This window comes from Imperialibacter roseus (assembly GCF_032999765.1).
Lineage (GTDB): Bacteria > Bacteroidota > Bacteroidia > Cytophagales > Cyclobacteriaceae > Imperialibacter > Imperialibacter roseus.
This window is the reverse complement of sequence record NZ_CP136051.1, coordinates 941,018-953,750: the sequence shown is the minus strand read 5'-3', so window position 1 is coordinate 953,750 and position 12,733 is coordinate 941,018. Positions and strand designations below refer to the sequence as shown.

General features: G+C 47.7%; 8 protein-coding genes. 6 read left to right on the top strand and 2 right to left on the bottom strand.

The genetic code is table 11. The annotated features are described in order from the left end of the window. The first annotated feature begins 368 nt into the window (after positions 1–368). The 6 genes from RT717_RS04110 (at position 369) to RT717_RS04085 (ending at position 7,916) form a co-directional block, all read left to right on the top strand. The gene (locus RT717_RS04110; RefSeq protein WP_317490461.1) at positions 369–2,129 is read left to right on the top strand and encodes a helix-turn-helix domain-containing protein; all 1,761 of its coding nucleotides are present in this window, start codon (positions 369–371) and stop codon (positions 2,127–2,129) included. 104 nt (positions 2,130–2,233) lie between these two features. Next, complete coding sequence (locus tag RT717_RS04105; protein ID WP_317490460.1) at positions 2,234–3,226, top strand: NAD(P)-dependent alcohol dehydrogenase; 993 nt, start codon at positions 2,234–2,236, stop codon at positions 3,224–3,226. Between the two features lie 42 nt (positions 3,227–3,268). Continuing rightward, a complete protein-coding gene (locus tag RT717_RS04100) occupies positions 3,269–3,940 on the top strand; it encodes a DUF4386 domain-containing protein (RefSeq protein ID WP_317490459.1) in 672 nt (223 codons plus the stop codon). Between the two features lie 167 nt (positions 3,941–4,107). Then, the gene (locus tag RT717_RS04095) at positions 4,108–5,292 is read left to right on the top strand and encodes a PQQ-dependent sugar dehydrogenase (RefSeq protein WP_317490458.1); all 1,185 of its coding nucleotides are present in this window, start codon (positions 4,108–4,110) and stop codon (positions 5,290–5,292) included. Positions 5,293–5,434: 142 nt separating this feature from the next. Then, positions 5,435–6,868, top strand: a complete 1,434-nt coding sequence (locus tag RT717_RS04090; protein ID WP_317490457.1) for an amidohydrolase family protein — start codon at positions 5,435–5,437, stop codon at positions 6,866–6,868. 22 nt (positions 6,869–6,890) lie between these two features. Next, entirely contained in the window at positions 6,891–7,916 is a 1,026-nt protein-coding gene (locus tag RT717_RS04085; protein ID WP_317490456.1) for a serine hydrolase domain-containing protein, read from the top strand. 193 nt (positions 7,917–8,109) lie between these two features. Here RT717_RS04085 and RT717_RS04080 read toward each other — a convergent pair whose 3' ends face one another. Together RT717_RS04080 and RT717_RS04075 are read right to left on the bottom strand one after the other, a co-directional pair. Continuing rightward, the gene (locus RT717_RS04080) at positions 8,110–9,543 is read right to left on the bottom strand and encodes a TolC family protein (RefSeq protein WP_317490455.1); all 1,434 of its coding nucleotides are present in this window, start codon (positions 9,541–9,543) and stop codon (positions 8,110–8,112) included. 5 nt (positions 9,544–9,548) lie between these two features. Next, positions 9,549–12,725, bottom strand: a complete 3,177-nt coding sequence (locus tag RT717_RS04075) for an efflux RND transporter permease subunit (protein WP_317490454.1) — start codon at positions 12,723–12,725, stop codon at positions 9,549–9,551. Positions 12,726–12,733 lie beyond the last annotated feature (8 nt).

Sequence of the window (12,733 nt, the reverse complement as noted above, 5' to 3'; positions counted from 1 at the left end):
AATATCGTCTGTTTAGCCTAAAGCTAGTTGACGATTATTACATGGATACTATGAATGAATGAATGAATGAATGGGGTTTCATCAGGTCAGCTACGATCGTGGGGATTGGAAAGTCCGCCGCAAATTTTAAATTTAAATCAAGGCGTGGCTATGTAGTAGAGGAAAGGTCACTGCTTTCTAATCCTCCCTGATCATAGCTGGTTGCACCAAATCCCAACCCAAAACCATCAACCCTTCTCCCATTATCTTTGGATCAGATATTTCACCATGGGAAACTAAAAAAATCGAGCTATTTTCGAACTGAACTATTTTAAAAAGCATCCGTCATTCTTAGTACTCCCACGCACATAAAGACCTCCATTGCGGTTTTGCCCTTCGTTAACATGAGTGCCGATGGCGAGAACGAATACTTCTGCGATGGCATCACCGAAGAGATCATTAATGCACTGGCCAGGGTCACAGAGCTGAAGGTTACTTCCCGCACTTCCAGCTTCTATTTTAAGCATCACAAAGCATCTATCCGGGAGATAGGCGAAAAGCTGAACGTATCGGCAATACTGGAAGGAAGTGTGCGTGTGGGTGGCAATATGCTGAGGATCACAGCGCAGCTGATCGAAGTAGCGACGGATTCACATTTCTGGTCACAGACCTGGGACAGAAAGCTCGAAAACATATTTGAAATACAGGATGAGGTCAGTCTCCACATTGCCGACAAGCTCAGGGAACAGTTTGGGCACATGGAGATCGGGGATCACCTGGCAAAGTCTCCCACTCAAAATCTCAATGCCTATGAGCTTCTGCTCAAAGGTAAATTCTTGTTTAATCGCTGGAACCCGGAGGATGTAAACAAAGCCATCAGTCTCTTTGAACAAGCAATTGAGCAGGATCCTGATTTGCTGGACGCTCATATGGGATTGTCGGATGCCTATGGATTTCTGGCCACGGCGGGCTTTGCTCCGAGGGAGGCCTCCTGGAAGAAGGCTTTCGAGCATATGAAGGTTGTGGAGCAAATTAATCCGAACCACGCCCCACTCAACTATCAGCTTGCCAATCATGCCTTTTTTACGGAAGCCGATTACAATAAAGCTTTCAAATACACCCTGAAAAGCATCGAGTCGAGGCCCACCTACCCTGAGGGACAGCAGTTCATGGCTTTCCTGTACCTGCTTAAAAACGACACAACAAAAGCGAATGAGCACCTGCAATATGTGCGCTCCGTCGACCCGCTTAACCATGAAACCCTGTTCTATCAGGCCTACTACTTTTACCGAACGGAGGATTTTGAGAAAGCGGCAGCCATCTGCCAACAGTTGCTGAAAACAAACCCCAAAAACCTCCCGGCATACATCGTTCATTGCTACTGCTTGTTTCATCTGGGGCGGATGGATCAGGTGATTGAAGAAACTGCTAACATGCCGGATGAAATCATGATACCCGACGAAAGAGCAGGCATCAACGCATTGGCGTACCTAATGAAGGGGGATAGCAAAAATGCTGAACCTTATGTCAATCAGGTGATGGTCAGATCCAACGAAAACGACTCTTTTCAGGCAGATGCCTATGCTTTCTGGATCTATGCACGCCAGTCCAAAGCAGATGAGGCCTTTGCCATCGTCGAAAAGTTATTCACACATCAGTCGTCCATATTGCTCCTCAATTATTATGATCCGTTAGCGAAGAATCTCCGAGAGGACGAGCGATTCCGGCGGTATGCCGATCGGATTTATCCGGACTTGACACATAAGGAGCCAACCCCAAAGACCAATACATCGCAATTGGATGAGGCCACGGCCGCCGCTTATGAGGAAAAGCTGATGGCATTCGTCAATGATGAGTTGCCTTATCTGAATCCCTCACTCAGCCTGAGGTCGCTGGCCGAGCAAATCGAGATGCATCCCAATCAGCTATCGTGGCTGCTCAATGAGAAAATCTGCAAAAACTTCAACGAATTCATCAACGACTATCGGATCGGGCATTTCAAAAAGCTGGTGGTAGATCCGGCCAACTCACATATTTCACTGGTTGGGCTGGCCTTCGAAAGTGGATTTAATTCCAAAACGGTCTTCAATACCTACTTCAAAAAAGCAGAAGGAATGACTCCGAGCGCCTTCCTGAAGCACCATTCATAGCCAAATAAGTTCCGTTTTATAATTCCGAACCTATCGCCATTGATTCGGAACACTTGCCCTTGCGGTTTGCTTTTTCTTTGCTTCATCATTAAAAACTCAAAAGCATGAACGCAAATCAAATGAAAGCTATCGTCGCCAGCGGATACGGGACACCGGAAGTGTTAAAATTCATCTCTGTAGAAAAGCCGGCACCTGGCCCGAAGGATGTACTGATCAAGGTAATAGCCTCTGCCGCCACTACAGCAGATACCATGATGCTCACTGGCAAACCTTATATCGCCAGGTTATTCGTCGGCCTGACAAAACCGAAGCATCCCATACCAGGCACCGGGTTTGCCGGAGTGGTTGAAGCCGTCGGCAGTGAGGTTACCCAGTTCGCTGTGGGCGACGAAGTGTTCGGTGAAACAACCCTTGGCTTCAGCACTAATGCCGAGTACGTAGTGGTTCCCGCCAATGGAGTAGTTCTCCCCAAACCAGCCTCCCTGCCCTTCGCTGAGGCCGCCAGCTATTGCGACGGTCATTTAACCTCCTACAATTTTCTTAAGCGGATAGCACAGGTACAGCCTGGTCAGCGGGTGTTGGTCAACGGAGCTGCCGGCAGCCTGGGCACATCAGCCATACAAATTGCCAAATACCTGGGGGCTCACGTGACGGGAGTGTGCAGCAGCAAAAACACAGGGTTGGTAAAATCGCTGGGTGCCGATGAGGTCATCGACTATCAAAAACAGGATTTCACCCGGTTGACTGCTCAGTATGACGTCATTTTTGACACAGTCGGAAAGACTCCATTTACCAAAGCCAAACAGGCACTGGCTGAACCAGGCATGTACCTGTCGCCAGTGCTCCGGTTTTCGCTGCTCATGCAAATGATTACCTCCTCGCTCTTTGGGAAAAAGAAAGCAAAGTTTGAAGCCACAGGTGCCAATGCAGACGACACGCTGAAATCGCTGCTACTGGAAGTAGTCGACCTTCATAAAAATGGTAAACTGAAAACAGTCATAGACAGACAATACACACTCGAAAGGGTTGCTGAAGCGCATCATTACATCGCCAGTGGGCACAAAAAAGGCAATGTGGTCATAGTAGTGGCAGCCTAAGGAAACGAATCAATCTGGTCAATTCTTAAATACCTCTCAATCATGGAAAACTCAAATAGAAAAGACGCCATCGTCGCCGGTGTTTCACTCATCATCATGGCCCTGGCAGCCGGTTATGCTTATGGCTATGTGCAGAGCAAGCTCATAGTAGTTGGTAATCCAGCAGCTACACTCACCAATCTCAACAGCGCAACTGGCCTGTTCGGTAGTGGCGTCATCGGATGGATGATCATCCTCATCACCGACCTGCTGGTGGCATGGAGTCTTTACCGGTTTTTCGCCCAGGTTGATGCTAGAATCGCCCTGGCTACCGGGGTGGTACGGGCTGTCTACTCGGCCATACTAGCTTTTGCCATCTTCCATTTGGCAGGTGTGTGGCAAATGCTTTTCTCTGCCAATCAGGATGCAGTAGCTCTGATGAACCTGGTGGCTGGCTTTGAAAAATACTGGTCGCTTGGCCTCATCCTGTTTGGTGTTCACCTTTTAGGGCTGGGGTACCTTTCCCTAAAATCCAGCACCGTTCCAAAGTGGATGGGCTGGTCGTTGTATGTTGCCGGGCTTAGCTATATGGCCATCCATGGAGCCAAGGCCATTGCCCCTCAAGCTTATGATGCAATTGCCATGGCCGAAATAATCCTGGGCGCACCCATGGCTGTTGCCGAGCTGGCACTGGCTGTGTGGTTGGTGTGGAAAGGCGGAAAGCCTAGAAGGTGACTGCCTGGCCAGGGCTATCCTATGCAGTTTGCGTCATAGTTTATAGCCCCGCATCATAATTTATGGGCTTTCCTTAAAGTTGATGGATTTCGCCGCATAGCTCATAACTGGCCTCTGCACTTCTGACAGACCTTTGTACAGTCAAAAACATTAAAGCAGATAAGACTATGAAATTAATTACTATTCTCTGGCTGCTGGCGCTCTCATTTGGTTGCCTGGTTAGCTGCAAACAAAACCTTGTGCTGGTTCCGGATTCTCCCTATAGGGTAAGCGATGATTCCTTTACTACTAAAACCATTGCAAGCGGTTTCACCATACCCTACGGAATAGCTATAGTTGGTGAAAATGAATACTTCATTACAGACAGGGTCGGGAAAATGTTCCACTTTGAAGACAGCACGCTGACAGAGATAAGCGGAGTGCCGGAGGTTGTTACATTTGGCACCCCGGGTTTAGCTGCCATTATGCATGGGGGGTTAATGGATGTAAGTCTTCATCCTGACTACTCAACCAATTCCTGGATATACATTTCCTATCTGGCATCGGACGGCTTTGCTAAAGTATCCCGGCTTAAAGTACAGGACAATACTGTCTCTCAGTTGGAAACTATTTTCACCACCCGGCACCAAAACTACACCGGCAACGGCATGCGGATAGTGTGGGAAGACGAAACTCACTTTTTTCTCAACATCGGCAATTCCGACTTCTCAACTAGTGAGTATCCAGTGTTGCATGCACAAGACCTCAACCATGACGCAGGAAAGATTCACCGGTTAATGGATAATGGAAGTGTCCCTGCAGATAATCCCGTCTTCGATGGGTATGCTTCCCCTACCACCATTTGGAGCTATGGGCACCGGGACGTGCAGGGTTTGTTTTTTGAAGCATCCACCCACACCCTTTTTGGGATTGAACACGGTCCCAAAGGCGGGGATGAGTTCAACATAATAGAGAAAGGAAAGAACTACGGTTGGCCGCTTTTCACTTACGGCATCAACTACGACGGTGCGTGGGTATCTACTATTTCCGAAGATTCAGCTGCCAAGTTTACTGTTTTCCCAGCGCACTACTGGACGGTGCCAACCCGAGACGGTGGACAGGCTGTTGCGCCTGCCTGTTTGTTAAAGGTGAGCGAAAGCAATATTTCGGACTGGAACGACTATTTTATTTTTGGTTCGCTGGCCTTTAGAAGGCTGATGAAATACAACCACAAAACGGGCGAAACTTTTGGCTTGTCGATAAAAGGAAGAGTCAGGACAGTCAAACAACTTCCTGGCGGAGACATCATCGCACTGATTGAGAGAAGCGACCTGCGAAAATCCAATGGTAAAATTATCAGGATAGGGAATTAGTATCCAAAAAACGTACGCAATCGACTACACCGGTTAAAATGGCGAAAAAAACCGCTTTTAAGAGCATGGCCGGGATGAGATTTGTATTTTAACTGGTTTTAAAGGAGATAAATGTTTTTTGACAAACTGAAACGTAGATAGCATGAAAATTTTGAAAATAACTGCTCTGGCCGTTGGCGTTCTGATTTTGATGATGGTTTTGGTCGCAGCCGGAGCTTTGATTATTGATAAAAGGGGGACCGCCTACCTGGAAGTCACAGGCAATCCAGCACTTGAATCCAACACTTACCTGATCTCAAACGTCAATATTGTGCCAATGACCGCCGACACAGTGCTTCTGAATCAAATGGTGCTTATTCAGGATGGAGTGATTGCCAGGATAGCAGATGCAATAACCGACTCAACAGCAAAAGTGTTTGATGCCGGAGGAGGGTACCTTACGCCGGGTCTGGTCGACATGCATGTTCATGTGTGGGACGAGTATGAGCTTGGTCTTTATTTGGCAAATGGTGTCACTACTGTAAGAAATCTGTGGGGGCAACCGATGCACCTGCGTATGAAAAAAGCCATAAGTAACGAAGAGGTCATTGGGCCTTTGTTTTTCACTTCCGGCCCCAAACTCACGGGCCCCCAGTATATGGGCGATGATAATCTTCAGTTGTTCACTGCCGAAGAGGCCTATTCAAAGGTTGCCGAATACAAAGAACGAGGGTATGATTTCATCAAGACCTATTATGGCCTGACAGGTGAACTGTTCGATGCGGTGATAGAAAAGTCTGGGGAATTAAAATTCGACATTGTTACTCATCCAACGCCAAAGGTACCCTACAGCTACCATTTCAAACCAGAAATTGTGACGATAGAGCATGCAGAAGACATTGTGCAGCTACCGCTGAACTACCGTTTGGACACTACTCAACTGGACACTGTTGTCGATTTGTTTGCCGCCCACCCAAATACCAAACTCTGCCCCACACTGGTGGTCTATCATAATATTTACAGACTGCTGACGGAGGAGAATATCCTACAGTCCGAAGCACTGAAAAACATGAACCCACTCATTCGTGCCGTAGACAGCCAGGCACAGTTTGATCGCTGGGCAGGCACAAAGAGCAGTGATTCAACCATAGTGAGCAGGATCAAAGACCAACACGATTTCCATTTGCTTGCTATCAAGAAATTGCATGAACGACAGGTGAAGATCGTTGCCGGCACGGATGCTGGCATTGGTGTAACACCGCCGGGTTATTCCCTGCACGAGGAACTGAATTTCTACACACAAGCGGGCATGAGTAACTATCAGGCGCTTCAAACGGCCACAATTAATCCCTCAGAAACCCATGATTTCTTAAGTAACCAGGGAAGTATTGAAATTGGAAAGCTAGCCAATTTCATTCTGACAAAAGACAATCCTCTGGATCGCCTGGAAGTGCTTAGGAACCCCCAAATGGTGATGGTACGGGGACGGATGATCAAGCAAGACATGCTTGATGAGTTTAAGCAAAAAGCAAGGAATCGAAGCAATCTGCTGGCTTCAGCACTAAGGTATGCTGAGAATTTAATAGTAGAAAAGTAAACAAACTCTTACAGTGTCAAATATGAACAATATAAAACGAGTACTCAGAATAGTATTTATTCTGGCAAGCATAGGCTCACTGTACTTTGTGCCGTGGCCTATCGTATGGGCCTGGATACTACCCCTGCCTGATACAGTTCAGGCACAAGTAGACGAAGCGCTTGATCATGGATTTGACGGAATCATTGTTTATGTAGATCAGGCTGGTAAGGAACCTGGCTTTTACGCTGCAGGCTGGCATGATCGAAAAGCCAAAATACCTGCCAACCCGCACGCCTTGTTCAAGATTGCCAGCATTACCAAGCTATATGTGGCTGTGGCTACCACGAAATTAGTCAAAGACGGACGTTTGTCTCTGGATAAAACACTTGCTGAGTACTTTCCAGCGCTTGCCGGAAGAATTGAAAATTCAGACAAAATAACCCTGAGGCTCATGCTACAGCATCGGAGTGGTATTCCCAATTTTGTTGACCACCCCGATTATTGGAAAAACCCTCCAAAAAACAAACAGGAAACACTTGAGTACGCATTGGATTTACCAGCTGACTTTGAACCGGGTGAAGACTATGGCTATTCAAATACCAATTACATGTTGATTTCTGACCTCATTGACAAAGTGGTGGGTTATAGCCATCAGCAGTATATAAAGGAGGAGATTTTGATACCACTTGGGCTGAAAAAAACTTTTGGCTCGCTCAGTGAAGTGGATATAGCCGATGTGATGAGTGGCTATTATGTAGGTATTGATGAAGACTTTAAATATGAAGATACGGGCTTAATGATAGCTGCGGCAGAGGATGTTGGCACATTCATAAGAGCATTGAACGATGGGTCGGTGTTCAATGAAGGGGAACAGGAAATCTATTCCTCCATCTACGAGTATGAACATACGGGGCTACTCGTCGGCTATCAGAGCATCGCCAAATACCACAAGGACATTGACACAGTTGTTATTCAATTCACTAGTACAACCAATTTTGATGGCTACAACTGGAATTTATCAGAGGTGGTTTATAGCAGGATTGTTAAAATCTTACGAAAGCAATGAAGTCTGAATAAAGAAATCCACTTCATGGCCGGGTGCCACTCTGCTTTTAATCCAGACCGCCAAAACAAAAAAAGCCCCCGAAATCTTTCGACTTCGGAGGCCTTTTGTGGAGTTGTTCTACTACTGTTACTACAATCGATCAACCTTTCTTCCTAACCCAAACAGCTCCATTTCTTACATTTGGTGGTGGTGCTTACCTCCATCCACCACCCAGCGCCTGATACACATTTACCACGGCGTGCATTTGCGCCATTTTGGTATCAATCAGCTCAAACCTTGATTCCAGCGCATCTCGTTGAGTCAGCAGCACCTCCATGTAATCGGCACGGGCTGAGCGAAACAGATTGCTTGAAATGTCGACCGACTCGGTTAGGGCATCGACCTGAAGTGATTTCAGTTCGAAAGTGTTTGCCAGATTGCCAATATTGGACAGCTGATTAGCCACTTCAATGTAAGCGGTCAATATGGTTCGCTCGTAATTATACACCGCTTGTATCTGCATGGCATTAGCGCTTGAATAAGCTGCCTTGATCGCATTTTTGTTGATCAGCGGCCCCGCCAAATCAGCCGCCAGTCCATATATCAGCGACTCAGGCATTTTTACCAGGTCAATCGGGTTAAATGCCTGAAAGCCCAAGCCTGCAGAAAGGCCCAGCGAAGGATAGAACCTGGCTTTGGCCACCTGCACATCCAGTTTAGCTGCTATCAGGTCTAACTCGGCCTGCCTTACATCGGGGCGATTTTCGAGCAGCTGAGCGGGAATACCAGCATTCAATACGTTGGGTACCAGGTCAATAAAGTTTTGTGAATTGCGCTGGATGGGTTGCGGAAACCGGCCCACCAAAAAGTTGATCCTGTTCTCAGTTTCGATGATCTGCTGCTGAATACCGAACTGAAGGCTTCTGGTGTTGAGTACCTGCGCCTCAAACCTGCGAACGGCCAGCTCAGTTACCCGGGCCGACTGCTTCTGTAGCCTCACGATTTCGAGCGCATTGCTTTGTATTTCAATGTTCTGCTGCACTATTCTCAGCTGATTATCCAGCGCCAGCAGTTCGTAGTAGGAGTTGGCAATTTCGGCAATCAGGTTGGTTACCAGAAAGTTCTTGCCCTCCACGGTTCCCAGGTATCTGTTGAAAGCTGACTTCTTTGCATTGCGCAGCTTGTGCCAAATGTCCACTTCCCATGAAGCATACAGCCCCGCCATGAAATCGGGCAGCGGATCTGGCGTTTCCTTTCCCGGCTTAATTTCCGTGGTCGCCTCGCTGGAGCCCTTGCTCGTGTAACGGCCTGGCTTGTCAACACCGGCACCCGCACCATAGCCTACGAAAGGTAAATACTCTCCTTTTCTGGCTTGCACTTCGTTTCTGGCAATTTGAATTTCCTGCAACACAATGTTCAACTCCTGGTTGTTTTGCAAAGCTGTGTCAATCAGGGAGATCAGGTACGGGTCAGTAAAATAGTCCTGCCACCGAACCTTGCCAGTGTTGGTGGTGTCCTGCGAGCTGCTGTAGCTCACAGGCACTGCCTTGCTCTCTGTTTTTTGTACTAAGTCGGGCGTTTTACAGGCCCAAACCGCTAAGGAAAGGCAGGCCACTCCAACCCATCTATATATGATTCGTTTCAACATGATAATCAATTTATTTCTTTCGAATGTGTGTGTTGGGGCTCCTCACTCAGAGGCCTGTCGTATTCATCCCTGATCAGCTGACGGCCGTCCGCTAGTTTTCCAAAAATGTAGTACAGTCCCGGAATGATGATCACACCGAATATGGTTCCAAAGAGCATACCGCCGAGGGCCGATGAGCCGATGGTTCGGTTACCTATGGCGCCCGCACCTGTGGCAATCACCAGAGGAATCAAACCGGCAATGAAGGCAAATGATGTCATCAGGATAGGCCGGAAACGTACCCTGGCACCTTCAATGGCTGCTTCAAAAATTGTTGCTCCGTGTCGCCGTTTCTGAACTGCAAATTCCACAATCAACACTGCATTTTTACCCAGCAAGCCCACCAGCATAATGAGACCAATCTGTGCATAAATATCGTTGTCTAACCCCATTACCTTAAGGAACAGGAAGGAGCCAAACACCCCAACTGGCAAGGAGAATATTACCGCCAGAGGCAAAAGGAAGCTTTCGTACTGAGCTGCCAGCACAAAGTAGACGAACAGTACCACAATGATGAAGACATACAGTGCTTCATTCCCTCTTTTTGATTCATCGTAAGAAAGACCTTCCCAGGCGATGTCATACCCTTTCGGCAACGTTTGGGCTGCCACTTCAGTAATGGCCTGAATAGCATCGGCGGTCGTATATCCCGGTGCGGGTAGTCCCCTGATGGCAGCCGAGTTGTACATGTTGTAGCGGGTAATCTCGTTAGGCCCCTGCTTCTTCTCAAGTGTCATGAACGATGAGTAGGGTACCATTTCCTCCCGGTCATTCTTCACGAACAAGTTCAAAACATCGGAGGGAAGTCTTCTAAACTCCGGTGCAGATTGAACATACACCTTGAAAAACCTATCGAACCTGATAAAGCCTTGCTCGTAGGTACTCCCTATAAGTATGTTCAGGTTTTCCATTGCCTTGCCGATCGAAACGCCCTTTTGCATGGCCAGTTCGTTATCTATCAACAGCTCGTACTGAGGATAGTTAGCAGCGAAGAAGGTAAACAAACCAGTAAGCTCCGGGCGCTTGCTCATGTTGTCCATGAACTCCTTGTTTATTTTATCAAACTCCTGGTAGTCGGTGTCCGTAGTTTTATCCAGCAAACGCATGGAAAAACCTCCGGAAGACCCGAACCCGGGGATAGCAGGCGGCTCGAAGAATTCGACAATAGCCCCCAGGCCTTTCGACTCCTCCTCCAGCTCTTCCATGATCTCTTTCACCGAATGCTTCCGCTCCGACCAGGGCTTGAGGTTGATCAAACAAGTACCTGCGTTGGAGCCCCGACCTTCTGTCATGATCTCGTAGCCAGCCAGCGAAGAAACGGATTCCACACCATCAATTTCCTCGCAAATTTTCTGAAGCTGCTGAGACACCTGATTGGTTCTTTCGAGGGTGGCACCCGGAGGTGTTTGGATGATAGCGTAAATAGTGCCCTGGTCCTCGCTGGGGATAAATCCAGCTGGCAGAATTTCATTTTCAAAGAATATACCTGCGCAGAATACTCCCAAAATGATGAAAGTAAGCGCTCTTCTGTTAACTATCAGCCTTAGCAAGCCCGTGTATTTTCCAGTTACTTTTTCGAAGCCACTGTTGAAACTATCGAGTGCCCGGTTCATCAGTGTTCTCTTTCTGGGTTGCCCGTGTGTGTTCTTCAGCAGCATGGCGCACAATACCGGTGTAAGTGTAAGTGCTATCACCGCCGAAATCACAATCGAGCTGGCCATCGTAATAGAGAATTGCCGGTAGAAGGTGCCCACCGGGCCGGTCATAAACGAAATTGGCAGAAACACCGACACCATTACCATGGTGATGGCGATAATCGCTCCACTGATCTCCCCCATTACCTTTTTCACGGCATTGTAAGGAGAAAGGTGCTCCTCTTCCATTTTGGCGTGGACAGCTTCCACCACCACAATGGCATCGTCCACCACTATACCAATGGCCAGCACAAGAGCAAACAGTGTCACCAGGTTGATAGAAAGCCCAAAAAACTGGATGACAAAAAATGCACCGATGAGGGATACAGGAACAGCCAGAATCGGTATGAGCGTGGAGCGCCAGTCGCCAAGGAATACAAACACTACCAGGGCCACCAGGATAAAGGCATCACGCAAAGTGTGGGTCACCTGCTCAATGGAGGCGTCCAGAAACTTGGATACGTCGTAACTGATTTTGTAGTCCACTCCGGGAGGGAAACTGACTCTCATTTCTTCAAGCTTCGCCTTCACCTCAGCAATAACTTCACTGGCGTTGCTGCCGTAGTTCTGCTTCAATACAATAGCCGCAGAAGGATGCCCATCCAGGTTAGAATAAATGTCAAAAAACTCGCTACCCAGCTCAATTGTGGCAATGTCCTTCAGGTGTATGCTTTCACCTTCAGCATTCGCCCGAACAATGATTTGCTCGTATTCTTCCGGCTTGTTGTACCGGCCTTTATATGTGAGTACGTATTCTAACGACTGCGCAGCGATACCTGAACTTTGGCCTATTCTACCCGGACGACCAATAATGCTTTGTTCGGCAAGAGCCTCCATTACTTCCTCAATAGAGATATTGTAGGCCCTCATGCGGTCAGGGTTGAGCCACACCCGCATAGCGTAGGTGCGGCTACCCAATATCTGCGTTCTGGCCACACCATTGATCCTGTTTATTTCAGGAATCATTTTAACGTTGGCGTAGTTGTACAGGAATTTTTCATCCAACCCTTCCTCAGTACTGTAGAGGTTCACATACATTAACATACTGGGCTGGATGGGAGTGATGATAACCCCTTCACGTTGTACAAGTGCGGGCAAAAGAGGCATCACCTGGTCCACCCTGGTCTTCACCCGGATAACCGCCTGGTTGGGATCCGTTCCTGGTTCAAAGATGATGGTGACTGTGGCTTCGCCAGCACTGGTGGCATCGGTAGTCATGTACCTCATTCCCTGAACACCGTTGATGGAGTTTTCAAGGGTAATGAGCGTCGACTTAACCAGCACGTCGGCACTGGAACCCGGGTAAGCAATGAAAATACTTACGGTTGTTGGGGCAATTTGGGGAAATTGCGAGATAGGCAGCTGCTTAATAGCCAGCGAACCTACAAAAACGATAATGACCGAAATTACAATGGCAAAAACGGGCCTATGAATTATTTTACTAAACATTTCTTCTG

Coding starts and splice junctions, on each gene's coding strand:
- RT717_RS04105 (WP_317490460.1), top strand. CDS start 2,234: ATGAACGCAAATCAAATGAAAGCTATCGTCGCCAGCGGATACGGGACA.
- RT717_RS04100 (WP_317490459.1), top strand. CDS start 3,269: ATGGAAAACTCAAATAGAAAAGACGCCATCGTCGCCGGTGTTTCACTC.
- RT717_RS04095 (WP_317490458.1), top strand. CDS start 4,108: ATGAAATTAATTACTATTCTCTGGCTGCTGGCGCTCTCATTTGGTTGC.
- RT717_RS04090 (WP_317490457.1), top strand. CDS start 5,435: ATGAAAATTTTGAAAATAACTGCTCTGGCCGTTGGCGTTCTGATTTTG.
- RT717_RS04085 (WP_317490456.1), top strand. CDS start 6,891: ATGAACAATATAAAACGAGTACTCAGAATAGTATTTATTCTGGCAAGC.
- RT717_RS04080 (WP_317490455.1), bottom strand. CDS start 9,543: ATGTTGAAACGAATCATATATAGATGGGTTGGAGTGGCCTGCCTTTCC.
- RT717_RS04075 (WP_317490454.1), bottom strand. CDS start 12,725: ATGTTTAGTAAAATAATTCATAGGCCCGTTTTTGCCATTGTAATTTCG.